Origin of the sequence: Variovorax sp. V93 (assembly GCF_041154485.1) — a bacterium.
GTDB classification, from domain to species: Bacteria; Pseudomonadota; Gammaproteobacteria; order Burkholderiales; family Burkholderiaceae_C; genus Variovorax; species Variovorax beijingensis_A.
The window spans coordinates 4,440,922-4,454,245 of the sequence record NZ_AP028669.1 but is presented as its reverse complement, the minus strand read 5'-3'; the positions used below and the strand labels follow the sequence as shown (position 1 = coordinate 4,454,245).

At 66.2% G+C, this 13,324-nt stretch carries 13 protein-coding genes and 1 tRNA gene; 10 read left to right on the top strand and 4 right to left on the bottom strand.

Annotated elements, in window-relative coordinates:
- Positions 1-55: 55 nt before the first annotated feature.
- Together ACAM54_RS21110 and greB are read left to right on the top strand one after the other, a co-directional pair.
- The gene (locus ACAM54_RS21110) at positions 56-502 is read left to right on the top strand and encodes a hypothetical protein (RefSeq protein WP_145740361.1); all 447 of its coding nucleotides are present in this window, start codon (positions 56-58) and stop codon (positions 500-502) included.
- 51 nt (positions 503-553) lie between these two features.
- Positions 554-1,135 carry a transcription elongation factor GreB gene (gene greB, locus ACAM54_RS21105; RefSeq protein ID WP_145740363.1) on the top strand — a complete coding sequence of 194 codons (582 nt, stop codon included), beginning with the start codon at positions 554-556 and terminating at the stop codon, positions 1,133-1,135.
- A 16-nt stretch (positions 1,136-1,151) separates the two neighbouring features.
- Here greB and ACAM54_RS21100 read toward each other — a convergent pair whose 3' ends face one another.
- The 4 genes from ACAM54_RS21100 to ACAM54_RS21085 all read right to left on the bottom strand — a co-directional run bounded on the left by ACAM54_RS21100 (position 1,152) and on the right by ACAM54_RS21085 (position 5,288).
- On the bottom strand, positions 1,152-3,410 hold the full coding sequence (locus ACAM54_RS21100; protein WP_145740364.1) for a bifunctional (p)ppGpp synthetase/guanosine-3',5'-bis(diphosphate) 3'-pyrophosphohydrolase: 2,259 nt from the start codon (positions 3,408-3,410) through the stop codon (positions 1,152-1,154).
- 100 nt (positions 3,411-3,510) lie between these two features.
- Complete coding sequence (gene rpoZ, locus ACAM54_RS21095; protein ID WP_015867100.1) at positions 3,511-3,714, bottom strand: DNA-directed RNA polymerase subunit omega; 204 nt, start codon at positions 3,712-3,714, stop codon at positions 3,511-3,513.
- 30 nt (positions 3,715-3,744) lie between these two features.
- On the bottom strand, positions 3,745-4,365 hold the full coding sequence (gmk, locus tag ACAM54_RS21090; RefSeq protein ID WP_015867099.1) for a guanylate kinase: 621 nt from the start codon (positions 4,363-4,365) through the stop codon (positions 3,745-3,747).
- 8 nt (positions 4,366-4,373) lie between these two features.
- Positions 4,374-5,288, bottom strand: coding sequence for a YicC/YloC family endoribonuclease (locus ACAM54_RS21085; protein WP_025569636.1), 915 nt, complete (start codon positions 5,286-5,288; stop codon positions 4,374-4,376).
- A 91-nt stretch (positions 5,289-5,379) separates the two neighbouring features.
- Here ACAM54_RS21085 and ACAM54_RS21080 point away from each other — a divergent pair, with 91 nt between their 5' ends.
- From ACAM54_RS21080 to ACAM54_RS21045, 8 genes are all read left to right on the top strand, one after another.
- On the top strand, positions 5,380-6,387 hold the full coding sequence (locus tag ACAM54_RS21080) for a serine/threonine-protein kinase (protein ID WP_015867097.1): 1,008 nt from the start codon (positions 5,380-5,382) through the stop codon (positions 6,385-6,387).
- Positions 6,384-7,298 (top strand): PP2C family serine/threonine-protein phosphatase, encoded by a 915-nt coding sequence (locus ACAM54_RS21075; RefSeq protein WP_015867096.1) that lies wholly within the window; start codon positions 6,384-6,386, stop codon positions 7,296-7,298. The genes ACAM54_RS21080 and ACAM54_RS21075 overlap by 4 nt, the downstream gene beginning before the upstream one ends.
- A gap of 64 nt (positions 7,299-7,362) precedes the next feature.
- A complete protein-coding gene (gene rph, locus ACAM54_RS21070) occupies positions 7,363-8,094 on the top strand; it encodes a ribonuclease PH (protein WP_025569633.1) in 732 nt (243 codons plus the stop codon).
- A gap of 13 nt (positions 8,095-8,107) precedes the next feature.
- Positions 8,108-8,707 carry an RdgB/HAM1 family non-canonical purine NTP pyrophosphatase gene (gene rdgB / locus ACAM54_RS21065; RefSeq protein WP_025569631.1) on the top strand — a complete coding sequence of 200 codons (600 nt, stop codon included), beginning with the start codon at positions 8,108-8,110 and terminating at the stop codon, positions 8,705-8,707.
- Positions 8,708-8,710: 3 nt separating this feature from the next.
- Positions 8,711-9,970, top strand: a complete 1,260-nt coding sequence (gene hemW / locus ACAM54_RS21060; protein ID WP_192322471.1) for a radical SAM family heme chaperone HemW — start codon at positions 8,711-8,713, stop codon at positions 9,968-9,970.
- 32 nt (positions 9,971-10,002) lie between these two features.
- A tRNA-Ser gene (locus tag ACAM54_RS21055) sits at positions 10,003-10,090 on the top strand.
- Positions 10,091-10,768: 678 nt separating this feature from the next.
- A complete protein-coding gene (locus ACAM54_RS21050) occupies positions 10,769-12,088 on the top strand; it encodes an MFS transporter (protein WP_192322472.1) in 1,320 nt (439 codons plus the stop codon).
- A gap of 29 nt (positions 12,089-12,117) precedes the next feature.
- Positions 12,118-13,320, top strand: a complete 1,203-nt coding sequence (locus ACAM54_RS21045; RefSeq protein ID WP_145740371.1) for a serine hydrolase — start codon at positions 12,118-12,120, stop codon at positions 13,318-13,320.
- Positions 13,321-13,324 lie beyond the last annotated feature (4 nt).

The following is a 13,324-nucleotide window of genomic DNA, read 5'->3' as shown; positions in this document are numbered from 1 at the left end:
CCAGCCGCTTGGCGCTAGAGTCCGGGCTCGGCCATCATCAAACGGCGCAGCGACCATGGGTATTCGGGTAAAGCGGCTTGTATTCCAGCTCCTCTTGCTGTCCCTGGCAGCTGGCTCTGCATCGGCAGGGACCATTACCTGTGTCCCGGCCGCAGGCAGTGGGGCCGCAGCGCCTTTCAACCGGGTCCGCAGGATTGCGATCGACGAGCACTCTCGCACCGTCAACATGGACGTCGTGCGCTTCAGGACAAAGGACACGGAAACCATGGGCAAGCTGCGAGCGGATCTGGTGAGCATGGAGGACAGTCAGTCCGGAGAGCCCGTCTATGTCTTCAATTCCATCCCGGCAGCAGGCGTTGAAGTCACGAGTCTTTTCAAATTGTTCAAGGCAGCCGAGTGGCGTCTGATGAGTGCCGATGTAGCCTTCGTGAACAAGGTGCCTGCCGTGCGAGCCGTCGAGCAAGGTGTGGTCTTCGACTGCAAGCGTTCGGACATGGGTTGAAGAAAATGGGAGTCTGGCGTTGCGAGCCTTTCTAAATTCAGGGGTTCTGCCTTGAGCAAAGCATTCACCAAGGAAACCGAGAGCGACGGTGACGACGACGGCGGCGAAAGCACCGCGCCCGCGCTGCCGAGCGGCAGCAAGAACTACATGACGCCGGCCGGCTATGCCCGGCTGCGCGACGAACTGCTTCAGCTGATGGACGAAGAGCGGCCGAAGGTTGTCGAGGCGGTGCACTGGGCCGCCAAGAACGGCGACCGCTCCGAGAATGGCGACTATCTCTACGGCAAGAAGCGGCTGCGGGAGATCGATCGGCGCATCCGTTTTCTCACCAAGCGGCTCGAAATCGCCGAAGTGACCGATCCCTCGGTCCATCATGGCAGCGACCAGGTGTTCTTTGGCGCGACGGTGCGCTATGTCGACGAGACCGGCGACGAGCGCAGCGTGACGATCCTGGGCATCGACGAGGCGGACAGCGCGCAGTCGCAGGTCAGCTGGATTTCCCCGATCGCCCGCGCGCTGCTCAAGTCGCGTGAAGGCGACGTGGTGAAGCTCGTGACGCCGGGCGGTGCCCATGAGGTCGAGCTGTTGTCGGTCAGCTATCCGGCGCCACCGGGCGCGGGCACGGCGCGCTAGCCTTCCTGCCCGCCGGTCAGGGCGCGGGAACCGTTCTTGCGGCGGTCAGCACCGAGGCCGTGCGCCGCGCGGCGCGCAGCACGCTGTCGAGGTGGGTGCGGTCGCGCACGGCAATCACGAAGCGCAGGTCGGTCGAATCCTGCGGCGTCTCGTCGGCCATTTCGACGTGCGTGATGTCGGCTTCGGCGTCCGCCAGGGTCGCGGCCACGCGCGCGAGCACGCCCTTGTCGTTGCGCACCGTGATGACCACGCCGGTTTCGAAGGTGCGGGTCGGTTCGTCCGCCCATTCGACCGCGAAAAAACGCTCGCTGTCCTTGTGGCGCAGGCGCTGGCCCACGCCGCAGGACTCGGTGTGCACGACCAGCCCTTCGCCATGGCCGAGGTAGCCGATGATCTCGTCGCCCGGAATCGGCCGGCAGCACAGCGCAAAGCGCACCGACGAGTTCTCGCTGCCGTCCAGCGTGACGGCGCCCTGGGAAATGGTTTCGTGCGAGATGAAGCGCTCGCGGCTCAGCAGCAGCGCATCGGGCCGCTCGCCGAGTTCGGACAGCATGGCCACCAGCCGCTTTGCCACGATGCTGGCAATCCGCTTGCCCAGGCCGATGTCGGTCAGCAGCTCGGCGCGCGTGCGGTTGCCCGTGAAGCGCAGCAGCTTTTCCCACAGCGCCTGGTGCTCGGCATCCTCGGCCGGCAGCTTGCTGAGGCCTTCGGCGCGCAGCGCCTGCGCCAGCAGCTTCTCGCCCAGGCCTTCGGATTCGGCATGGGCCAGGGTCTTCAGGTAGTGGCGGATCTTGGAGCGCGCCCGGCCGGTTCGCACGAAGCCGAGCCACGCGGGATTGGGCGTGGACACGGGCGCGGTAATGACCTCGACCACGTCCCCGTTCTTGAGCTCCGTGCGCAGCGGCACCTGGTCGCCGTTGATGCGTGCCGCGGAGGTGTGGTCGCCGATGTTGCTGTGGATGGCGTAGGCAAAGTCGACCACCGTGGCGCCGCGCGGCAGTGCCAGGATCTGGCTCTTCGGCGTGAAGACATAAACGGCGTCCGGAAACAGGTCGACCTTGACGTGGTCCCAGAACTCGGCGGCGTCGCGGGTTTCGTCCTGGATGTCGAGCAGCGACTGCAGCCACTTGGTGCCGAGCCGGTCGTTGCTGGCCGCATTCGGCTCGGCCGCCTTGTAGAGCCAGTGCGCCGCCACGCCCGATTCGGCCACCACGTGCATGGCCTCGGTGCGCAGCTGGAATTCCACGTTCACGCCGGCCGGGCCCACCAGCGTGGTGTGCAGCGACTGGTAGCCGTTGAGCTTGGCGATCGCGATGTGGTCCTTGAACTTGCCCGGCAGCGGCTTGTACATCTGGTGCAGGATGCCCAGGCCCGTGTAGCAGGCGATCACGTTCGGCACGATCAGGCGAAAGCCGTAGATGTCGGTCACCTGGGCGAAGCTCAGGTGCTTCTCCTCCATCTTGCGGTAGATCGAATAGAGCGTTTTTTCGCGTCCGGCAATGCGCAGCGTCATGTTGGCGTTGGCAAAGGCGGTCTCGACCTCGCGCTGCACCTTCTGGATCAGGTCGCGGCGGCGCCCGCGCGCCTTGGCCACGGCCTTGGACAGGGTGGCATAGCGCCAGGGTTTCAGGTGGCGGAACGACAGCTCCTGCAGTTCGCGGTAGGTCTGGTTCAGGCCCAGCCGGTGCGCGATGGGCGCGTAGATCTCGAGCGTTTCGCGCGAGATCCGGGCCCATTTCTCGCGCGGCGCATCGTCGAGCGTGCGCATGTTGTGCGTGCGGTCGGCCAGCTTGACCAGGATGACCCGCACGTCGCGCGCCATGGCCAGCAGCATCTTGCGGAACGATTCGGCCTGGTTTTCCTCGCGGGTATTGAACTGCAGCTTGTCCAGCTTGGTGAGCCCGTCGACCAGTTCGGCCACCGGCGCGCCGAAGCGCTCGATCAGTTCGGGCTTGGTGACCCCGCAGTCCTCGATGGCATCGTGCAGCAGGGCGGCCATCAGCGCCTGGGCGTCGAGCTTCCATTCGGCGCACTGCGCCGCCACGGCGATGGGGTGGGTGATGTAGGGCTCGCCGCTGTTGCGCAGCTGGCCCAGGTGGGCTTCGTCGGCAAAGCGGTAGGCGCGGCGGACCAGCTCGGTGTCTTCGGGGCTCAGGTAGTCGAGCCTGGCGGTCAGCGCGGCAAAGCTCGCGGCAGCCGCATTCAGCGCCGCCGGACTCGGCTTGGGCGTGCCCCCCGCGGGGGCATGGGACTGATGTTTGGCAACCGCGCTCATGGCTACCACTTTAGCGTGACCGCTCTATGGACGCGTCCAGACGTAAAAAAAGCACCGCTCGGCGGTGCCTTTTCGTTGCAGGGCTGCGTCAGAACAACGATCAGCCCGGCACCTTCTTGAGCATTTCGAGGCCGATCTTGCCTTCGGCGATTTCGCGCAGGGCCGTGACGGCGGGCTTGTTCTTGCTCTCGATCTTGGGTGCATGGCCCTGGCTCAGCATGCGCGCACGGTAGGTGGCGGCCAGGACCAGCTGGAAGCGGTTGGGGATCTGAAGCAGGCAATCTTCGACGGTGATGCGGGCCATGATGGAATCTTTCGGTCGGTGAGCAGGAAATCAGGGGATGTTCAGGGCGGCGAATGTGTCGGCACGTGCGCGGCGCTGTGCAGAATACCGAAGCCGCTGAGCGTGGACGATCGCCTTGAGATCGAAAAGCGCGCGCTCAAATAACTCGTTGATTATAACGAAGTCGAATTCCCCCGCCCGGGCCATTTCTTCGGCGGCGTTCTTGAGGCGCAGCTCGATGACGGCCGCGCTGTCTTCGCCGCGCCGCTCCAGCCGGGAGCGCAGTTCTTCCCAGCTGGGCGGCAGGATGAAGATCATGACCGCATTGGCGAAGGTCTTGCGGATCTGGATGGCGCCCTGGAAGTCGATTTCCAGGATGACGTCGGCCCCCTGGGCAATGCGCTCCTCGATGGCCTTCTTGGAGGTGCCATACCGGTGCCCGTGCACGTGGGCCCATTCCACGAAGCCGTCCGCCGCGATCATGGCGTCGAATTCGGAGGGCGAGGTAAAGAAGTACTCCCGGCCGTGCTTTTCCTGCCCGCGCGGCGGCCGGGTGGTGTGGGAAACCGAGGGCTGGACGGCCGTGTCCAGCTCCATGAGCGCCTTGACCAGGCTCGATTTGCCGGCACCGCTCGGTGCCGCCACGACAAAGATGTTGCCTGGATAGTCCATTCGCTCGCTCATTCGATGTTCTGTACCTGTTCGCGCATCTGCTCGATCAGCACCTTCATGTCCACGCCGATGCGGGTGAGCTCCAGCGCCGCCGACTTGGAGCCCAGTGTATTGGCCTCGCGATGCAGTTCCTGGATCAGGAAGTCCAGCCGCTTGCCGATTTCGCCGCCCTTCTTGAGCAGCCGCTCGATCTCGTCGAGGTGCGAATTCAGGCGCGTGAGCTCTTCCGCCACGTCGATGCGGATGGCGAAGGCGGTTGCCTCGGTCAGCGCGCGGTCCTGGGCGGCCTCGGGCAGGGTGCCGCCGGTCAGGCCCATGGCTTCCTGCCAGCGCTCCAGGAAACGAGCGCGCTGCTGCTCGACCAGCTGCGGGATCAGCGGACCGGCCTGTTCGACCAGGGTGCGCAACTGGGCCAGGTGGGCCTCCAGCATCTTGGCGAGCCGCGCGCCTTCGCGCTGGCGGGCCGACATCAGCGCATCCAGCGCCTTGCCGGCCACCTCGAGCAGGTCGCTGCCCCAGTCGCCGCGCATGGCGCTGTCGCCGCCGGCCAGGCGCAGCACGTCGGCCACGCTCAGTTCGCGGGCGCCGGGCAGCCAGGCCTTGATGCCGTCCTGCACGCCGTTGAGCCGCTGCAGCAGCTTGACGGAGGGCTCGACGACGCCCGCCTGGGCGGTGTTCTCGATGGCGGCGCGCACCTCGACCTTGCCGCGCTTGAGCTTGCCCGTGAGCAGCTCGCGCAGCGCGGTTTCATGCTGGCGCAGTTCCTCCGGCAACTTGAAGGTGAGGTCGAGGAAGCGGCTGTTGACCGAGCGGATTTCGACCCCGAGGCGGCCCGCGGCGGCAGGCCGTGCTTCGGCTTCGGAGTGGCTGCCGGCGGGGCCGTTCTGGCCACTGGCATAGCCGGTCATGCTGTAAACTGGCATTGCGCCTCACTATGGTTTTGCTTGCAAGCACCGAGGCGTCGGCATGGCGTTCGCTTGCCGCACCATCGCCTTCGGGCGAAACTCCCGGATTATGTCAAAGGTCAAGCCTTCGCCCCTGCTGCCCGATACGGTCATTGGCGGTTACCGCATCGTTCGCCGGCTTTCCGCAGGCGGTTTTGGCGTTGTCTACCTCGCCATCGACCCCAGCGGACAGCAGGTTGCTATCAAGGAATACCTGCCATCTTCGCTGGCTACGCGCGGGCCGGGCGAGCTCACGCCTGAAGTCGCACCCGAAAAGCTCTCGCTCTACCGGCTCGGCCTCAAGAGCTTTTTCGAGGAAGGGCGCTCGCTCGCGCAGATTTCGCATGCCTCGGTGGTCAGCGTTCTCAACTTCTTTCGCGAGAACGAAACCGTCTACATGGTCATGAACTACCTGGAGGGCGCCACCCTGCAGGACTTCGTGGTGACCGCGCGCGACCTGAAAAGGCCCAAGGTCTTCCGCGAATCGACGATCCGCTCGCTGTTCGACGAGATCCTGCGCGGCCTTCGCATCGTGCACCAGTACAAGATGCTGCACCTGGACATCAAGCCCGCCAACATCTTCGTCACCGACGACGACCGGGCGGTGCTGATCGACTTCGGCGCCGCGCGCGAGGTGCTCAGCAAGGAGGGCATCTTCATCCGCCCCATGTACACCCCCGGCTTTGCCGCACCCGAGATGTACCGGCGCGACTCGTCGATGGGCCCCTGGACCGACATCTACGCCATTGGCGCCTGCATCTACGCCTGCATGCAGGGCTACCCGCCCAACGACGCCCCGCGCCGCATCGAGAAAGACCGGCTCAGCCTGTCGCTGTCGCGCCTGCGCGGCGTGTACTCCGACAACCTCATCGAGGTGGTCGAATGGTGCATGTCGCTCGACCCGCTCTCGCGCCCGCAGTCGGTCTTTGCGCTGCAAAAGGAACTCAGCCGCGAAGGCGAGCGCCGCTACACCAAGCTCACCGTCGGCGAAAAGGTGCGGCTTTCATTCGACAACATCCGCTCCTTCGACAAGAAGGCCCTGCCCAGGGCGGCGGCACCTACCACGCGCCCGGCATGAAATTCTCGGTATTCCAGGTCAGCCGCAAGGGCGGCCGTCTCAAGAACGAAGACCGCATGGGCTACTGCTACACGCGGGAATCGGGCCTTTTCGTGCTGGCCGACGGCATGGGCGGCCACCCCGAGGGCGAGGTTGCGGCCCAGTTGGCGCTGCAGACCATTGCGGCCCTCTACCAGCGCGAAGCGCGCCCCACCGTCAAGGACGTCAAGGCCTTCCTGGCCGAATCGGCCATGGCGGCGCACCAGCAGATCATGCGCTATGCCAGCCACAAGGCCATGCTCGACACGCCGCGCACCACCGTCGTCGCGGCGCTGCTCCAGGGCACCACGGCCACCTGGATGCACTGCGGCGACTCGCGCCTCTACGTGGTGCGCGACGGCCGCCTGCTGACCCGCACGCGCGACCATTCGCATGCCGAGCGCCCGCGTCCGCATGGCGCGGACATGCCGGTCAACCGCAACCTGCTGCTCACCTGCCTGGGCTCGCCGACCACGCCGCTGTTCGATATTTCGGCCCCGCTGCAGCTGCAGCGCGGCGACCGCATCATGCTGTGCTCCGACGGCGTCTGGGGCGTGCTCGACGACGCCGTCATCGTGCACACGCTGTCCTCCGACAAGCCGGTGTCCGATGCCGCGCCCGACCTGGCCGAAATGGCATTGCGCAAGGGTGGCGCGCACAGCGACAACGTCACGCTCATCGCCCTCGAATGGGAGATGCCCGATTCCACGGGTGAAGACCGCGGCGTTTCCACCGAGACCATCGACGACGGCGTCTTTGCCTCCACCATCCAGGCCGGCATGCCCGCGGACGGCGAGCTTGATGCGCTCGACGACCTCGACGAAGACGCCATCGAGCGCTCGATTGCCGAAATCAACGAAGCCATTCGCCGCTCTGCCGCCAAGAAAACCTGATCCCCTGGCTGCTTCGGTTTGCGTAGCCGTCTGCGCTTTTTGTTCCACATACCTCTCATAGAAAATGACTGCTTTCACACGAAGCGGCGGCCGTGCCGCCGACCAGTTGCGCCCGGTGCGCATCACCCGCGGTTTCACCATCCACGCCGAGGGCTCGGTGCTCATCGAATTCGGCCAGACGCGCGTGCTGTGCACCGCCTCGGTCGAAGAGCGCGTGCCGCCGCACAAGCGCGGCAGCGGTGAAGGCTGGGTCACGGCCGAGTACGGCATGCTGCCGCGCGCCACCCACACGCGCAGCGACCGCGAGGCCGCCCGCGGCAAGCAAAGCGGCCGCACGCAGGAAATCCAGCGCCTCATCGGACGCTCGATGCGCGCCGTGTTCGACCTGGCCGCGCTGGGCGAGCGCACCATCCACCTCGACTGCGACGTGCTGCAGGCCGATGGCGGCACCCGCACCGCCGCGATCACCGGCGCCTTCGTTGCCGCGCAGGACGCCGTCAACAAGCTGCTGGCCGCCGGCACGATCCCCGCGTCGCCCATCAGGGGCCACGTGGCCGCCATTTCCGTCGGCATCGTTGCCGGCACGCCGCTGCTCGACCTCGAATACACCGAAGACTCCGCCTGCGATACCGACATGAACGTCGTGATGACCGGCGCCGGCCACTTCGTCGAAGTGCAGGGCACCGCCGAGGGCGCGGCCTTCTCGCGCGAAGAGATGAACCTCCTGCTCGGCCTGGCCGAGAAAGGCATTGGCGAACTGATCGTGCTGCAGCAGCAGTCCCTCCTTTCGAAGTGATCGGTCGATGGCGATGAAACTGGTCCTGGCCTCCAACAACGCCGGCAAGCTTGCCGAACTCCAGCAGCTGTTTGCGGAGCTGGCAGTGACGCTCGTGCCCCAGTCGGCATTGGGCGTGGGCGAGGCCGAGGAGCCGTTTCGCACCTTCGTCGAAAACGCCCTGGCCAAGGCGCGCCATGCCAGCGCCGCAACGGGCCTGCCGGCCATTGCGGACGATGCGGGGCTTTGCGTCGACGCCTTCGGCGGGCTGCCGGGCGTGGACACCGCGTTCTATGCCACGCAGTTCGGCTATGCCAAAGGCGATGCCAACAACGTCAAGGCGCTGCTCGAGCAGCTCGACGGCGTCGCCAACCGGCGCGCCGCGCTCGTCAGCACGCTGGTTGCGCTGCGCGGGCACGATGACCCCGAGCCGCTCATCGCAGTCGGTCGCGTGGTCGGTGAAATCACGCACGCGCCCATCGGCGACAACGGCTTCGGCTTCGATCCCGTCATGTACCTGCCCAACTTCGGCAAGACCTTTGCCCAGCTGCCGCCCGAGGTGAAAAACGCCAACAGCCATCGGGGCCAGGCGGCCAAGGCCATGCTGGCCCTGATGCGCGAACGCTGGTTCTGAGTGATGGCCTCTGTCGTTCCGATCCAGCCTGCGCAGCCCGCCGGCGCACCGCAGGCCAACGACGTGCTGCACTGGATGCGGCCCGGCCCGCTGCAGCTGGCGGCGCTGCCGCCGCTGTCGCTCTACATCCATCTGCCCTGGTGCCTGCGCAAGTGCCCGTACTGCGACTTCAACTCGCACGAGTGGCGCGCCACCAGCGAGGCCGAGGCTGAGGGCATTCCCGAGGCGGCGTACGTCGACGCGCTCGTTGCCGACCTGGACGCCGCGCTGCCGCTCATCTGGGGCCGCACCGTCCACACCATCTTCATCGGCGGCGGAACGCCGAGCCTTTTTTCGCCGCAGGCCATCGACCGCCTGCTCAGCGACGTGCGCGCCCGCCTCAAGCTGGCGCCCGAGTGCGAGATCACGCTCGAAGCCAATCCCGGCACCTTCGAGCGCAACCGCTTCCGCGCCTACCGCAGCGCGGGCGTCACGCGCCTTTCAGTGGGCGTGCAGAGCTTCAACGACGGGCACCTGAAGGCGCTGGGCCGCGTGCACGACCGTGCCCAGGCCATTGCCGCCCTGGAAGAAGCCGCGAGCGCGTTCGACACCTTCAACCTCGACCTGATGTATGCGCTGCCGGGCCAGACGCTCGAGGGGCTGGACGCCGACCTGACCCAGGCGCTGGCGCTCGCGCCGCCGCATATCTCGGTGTACCACCTGACCATCGAGCCCAACACCTGGTTCGCCAAGTTTCCGCCGGCCCTGCCCGAAGACGACCTGGCCTACGCCATGCTCGACCGCATCACCGAGCGAACCGCCGCCAGCGGCATGTCGCGCTACGAGGTGTCGGCCTATGCGCGCAGCGGCCACACCTGTGCGCACAACCTCAACTATTGGCAGTTCGGCGACTACCTGGGCATTGGCGCGGGCGCGCACAGCAAGCTGAGCTTCGCGCACCGCATCGTGCGCCAGGTGCGCTTTCGAGAGCCGCGCCTGTACATGAGCAACGCCCGCGCCGGCGCTGCCGTGGCGCAGAGCGACGAAGTGGCGCTGGCCGACCTGCCGTTCGAGTTCATGCTCAATGCGCTGCGCCTGAAGGAAGGCTTCACGCTGCCCCAGTTCAGCGAGCGCACCGGGCTTGCCATGACCAGCATTCAAAAGGGGCTGGAGGAAGCCGAGCGCAAGGGCCTCGTCGCGCGCGACCTCTATCGCGTGTGGCCCACCGAGCGCGGACTCGATTTTCTGAGCGACCTGCAGTCGCTCTTCCTGCCCGAGGAGTGAGCGGCCGGGGCCAGCATAAAATCGACGGTTCCGGAGAGTTGGGTGAGTGGTTTAAACCAGCAGTCTTGAAAACTGCCGACGGGCAACCGTCCGTGAGTTCGAATCTCACACTCTCCGCCAGAATCAGTCTGAGCAAGTTTCAAGAAGTCCCGCGCGGTCCATGCGACGGGACTTTTTTCATTGGGGACGCATCCGTATTCCCGCTGCTCGGCTCGGGGGGAAGCACCATCAGAAGTGTCAGGGATCTCGGTGGGTGCCGCTTTTACAGGCGTAGCGTCGCTACGCAGGCGTGGCAACGCTCGGCGGCGATTCGAGCGTGGTTCTCCACCGTCTTATCCACCGCAATGGTGGAGAACTTTCCCTCGGTGAGCGGCCCCATCGAGGGCGGCCCCCGGCGAGGTTGTACACATTTGGTAGTACATATCGACCATAACTAACTGCGGTGTGTCTGGAGGCTGCAGCTCAGGCCGTTTTTCTGTCCCGCAGACCGCGCATTGGTCTTGAGGCACCTGGCTGCTCGCCATTAAGTGTTTACGATAGTGTCGATTAAAATATCAACATCATTGTTGACAATGATGTCGACGAAACTTAGATTCGCTCCACAGCCTGCGGTCGATTGCTGAAGAACGGCAGCGACGCAGGCTGCATTCCCGCCGATGGGCCGCGGAAGCCGGATGCGCCGAAGAGCGCACGGGCGTTCCTTGCACAGCGGCCTGCCGTGCTTCAACCATGCGATGGGGGTGCGCCTTCGCGCCGGGCTCCGGGCCCTGCGGCAGTGCGCCTTCAAGGAGACAACCAATGCAATCGACAACGACGGTATCGGCGCCCGCGGCGTCCGCCAACCCAGCCCACCAGCCCACCAAGGTACGCTGGAAGATCTTCCTGATGATGTTGTTCCTGATCTCGATCAACTACATCGATCGCGCCTCGCTGTCGGTGGCCATGCCGCTGATTGCCAAGGAGTTCGACATCGGGCCCGCGGTGCAGGGCCTGCTGCTCAGTTCCTTCTTCTGGACCTATGCGCTGATGCAGATTCCCGGCGGCATGCTGGCCGACCGCTACGGCCCGCGCGTGGTGATTGCCGGCGCGACGCTGGGCTGGGGCTTCTTCCAGGCGATTGCCGCCGCCTGCACCGGCTGGGTTCCGCTGCTGCTGACCCGCCTGGGCCTGGGAGCGGCCGAGGCGCCGATCTACCCGGCGGGCGGCAAGCTCAACGGCATCTGGATGACCCAGACCGAACGGGGCCGCGGCGCCACCTTGCTCGATGGCGGCGCGCCGCTGGGCGCCGCGCTCGGCGCGATCCTGATCTCGGGGCTGATCGCCGTGCTCGGCTCCTGGCGCATGGCGTTCGCCATTGCCGGAGGCGGGACCGTGCTGGCCGGCTACTTCGCCTGGCGCTACATCCGCAATCATCCGCGCCAGCATCCCGGCGTGAACGAGGCCGAGGCGCGCTACATCGAGGCCAGCCATGCAGCCGACGCCGCAAAGGAATCGGCGGACGCGAGCGGACGGGTGCTCGACTTCTTCCGCTTCCGCTCGGTGTGGGGCATGTTCTTCGGCTGGATGTGCTTCAACGCGCTGTTCTACGGCCTGCTCACCTGGATGCCGAACTATCTGTCGAAGGTGCACGGCTTCGACATCAAGCAGATGGGCGGTGCGGTGTTCATCATGTTCTTCTCGGGCTTCGTGGGCGAGATGTTCGGCGGCTGGCTGGCCGACAAATGGCAGGCGGCCGGCGCCTCGCAGAGCAAGGTGCTGCGTACGCTGTTCGGCATCTCGTCGATCATCGCCACCATCGCCATCTTCATGGTGACGCAGATCAAGGATCCGGTTGCGGTGGTCGTGCTGCTGTCGGTGACGCTGTTCTTCCTGCGCTGGTGCGGCCTGTTCTGGTGCGTGCCCTCGATCCTCGGCACGCGCGCCCGGGTCGGCTTCCTGGGCGGCACGATGAACCTGGGCGGCAACGTGGCGGGCATCGGCGTGCCGATCGTGGTGGGCCTGATCGTGCAGGCGACCGGCTCGTACTTCATGGCGCTGATGCTGTTCACGGCCGCGGGCGCGGGCCTGTTCGTCTGCTCGACGATGCTGATCGACTACAGCAAGAAGCTGCCGGTCTGAGGCACGCAACCCTCCAGGAGAAGACAACCATGTCCATGTTCCATGTCCGCCCTGCGGCCATCGCGCTGGCCTTGCATCTGGCCCTGGCCGGCAGCGCGCTGGCCCAGTCCGTGGCCCCGGCCGACGACGCCCGGCCCGCGATCGCCGCCGCAATGCCCGAGGCCGCCGGCGTCGATTCGCGCCCGCTCGTGCGGCTGTCCGAGTGGATCCGCAAGGAAGATCTCGACGTGCGCAGCTTCCTCGTGGTCAAGGACGGCAAGCTGGTCTTCGAGCGCTACAGCCGGGGGCTCGGCCGCGACCACAACTACGAGCTGTACTCGATCACCAAGAACGTCACCGCGCTGGCCGCCGGCGTGCTGATCGACGAAGGCCGAAGCCGCCTCGACGAGAAGGTGGCGCCCGTGCTGGCCAAGGCGCGCCCGGACCTGCAGGCGGCGCTCGCGGACAAGCAGGCCATCGAACTGCGGCATGTGATGTCGATGTCGACCGGCCTGTTCTACGACTTCAAGCCAACCGACGATCCGATCTACTACGGCGCGCCCGATCGCCTGAAGCTCGCCGCCGAGACCACGCCCAGGCGCCCGCCCGGCGAAGCCTTCGACTACACCGACGTCAACCCGATTCTTGCGAGCGCGACGCTGGGCGCCGATGCCGGCATGCCGCTGCAGGCCCTTGCCGAGCAGAAGATCTTCAAGCCGATGGGCATGACGCACTACGCCTGGGAGCGCGCCGACGGCAAGGGGCTGGTGTCGGCCGGCTGGGGCCTGCGGCTGCGTGCCGTCGACATGGCCAAGCTCGGCATGCTGGTGCTCTCGGGTGGCCGCTGGAACGGCCGGCAGATCGTGTCGCAGGCCTGGATGCGGACCATGACCGCGCCGTCGTCGGCGCCGTGGTACGGGCAGTTCTGGTGGATCAACGACATCGTCGCCACCGAGCCCGAGGTGCATGCCATGGGCTTCAAGGGCCAGTTCATCGTGGCGCTGCCGGAGCGCAACGCGGTGGTCGTGATGACCAGCATGCTGCCCATCGAAGGCGGCCTGCGCGAGTCGAAGAACGTGCTGGCGATCCGCAAGATGGTCAAGGACTTCGTGCTGCCCGCGCTCGACAATCCCTCGCATGCCGCGCCGACGCCCGCCCGCCGCAAGGCCCTGGCGCACGAGCTCGACCTGGCCTCGCGCCACCAGGGAAAGCCCGGCGCACCGGCCGACCCGACCGACACCCCTCGCCTTTGAAGAC

What these genes read in the sequence shown, in the direction of transcription:
- ACAM54_RS21110 (WP_145740361.1), top strand. Translation starts at nt 56, where the DNA reads ATGGGTATTCGGGTAAAGCGGCTTGTATTCCAGCTCCTCTTGCTGTCC.
- ACAM54_RS21100 (WP_145740364.1), bottom strand. Translation starts at nt 3,410, where the DNA reads ATGAGCGCGGTTGCCAAACATCAGTCCCATGCCCCCGCGGGGGGCACG.
- rpoZ (WP_015867100.1), bottom strand. Translation starts at nt 3,714, where the DNA reads ATGGCCCGCATCACCGTCGAAGATTGCCTGCTTCAGATCCCCAACCGC.
- gmk (WP_015867099.1), bottom strand. Translation starts at nt 4,365, where the DNA reads ATGGACTATCCAGGCAACATCTTTGTCGTGGCGGCACCGAGCGGTGCC.
- ACAM54_RS21085 (WP_025569636.1), bottom strand. Translation starts at nt 5,288, where the DNA reads ATGCCAGTTTACAGCATGACCGGCTATGCCAGTGGCCAGAACGGCCCC.
- ACAM54_RS21080 (WP_015867097.1), top strand. Translation starts at nt 5,380, where the DNA reads ATGTCAAAGGTCAAGCCTTCGCCCCTGCTGCCCGATACGGTCATTGGC.
- ACAM54_RS21075 (WP_015867096.1), top strand. Translation starts at nt 6,384, where the DNA reads ATGAAATTCTCGGTATTCCAGGTCAGCCGCAAGGGCGGCCGTCTCAAG.
- rph (WP_025569633.1), top strand. Translation starts at nt 7,363, where the DNA reads ATGACTGCTTTCACACGAAGCGGCGGCCGTGCCGCCGACCAGTTGCGC.
- rdgB (WP_025569631.1), top strand. Translation starts at nt 8,108, where the DNA reads ATGAAACTGGTCCTGGCCTCCAACAACGCCGGCAAGCTTGCCGAACTC.
- hemW (WP_192322471.1), top strand. Translation starts at nt 8,711, where the DNA reads ATGGCCTCTGTCGTTCCGATCCAGCCTGCGCAGCCCGCCGGCGCACCG.
- ACAM54_RS21050 (WP_192322472.1), top strand. Translation starts at nt 10,769, where the DNA reads ATGCAATCGACAACGACGGTATCGGCGCCCGCGGCGTCCGCCAACCCA.
- ACAM54_RS21045 (WP_145740371.1), top strand. Translation starts at nt 12,118, where the DNA reads ATGTCCATGTTCCATGTCCGCCCTGCGGCCATCGCGCTGGCCTTGCAT.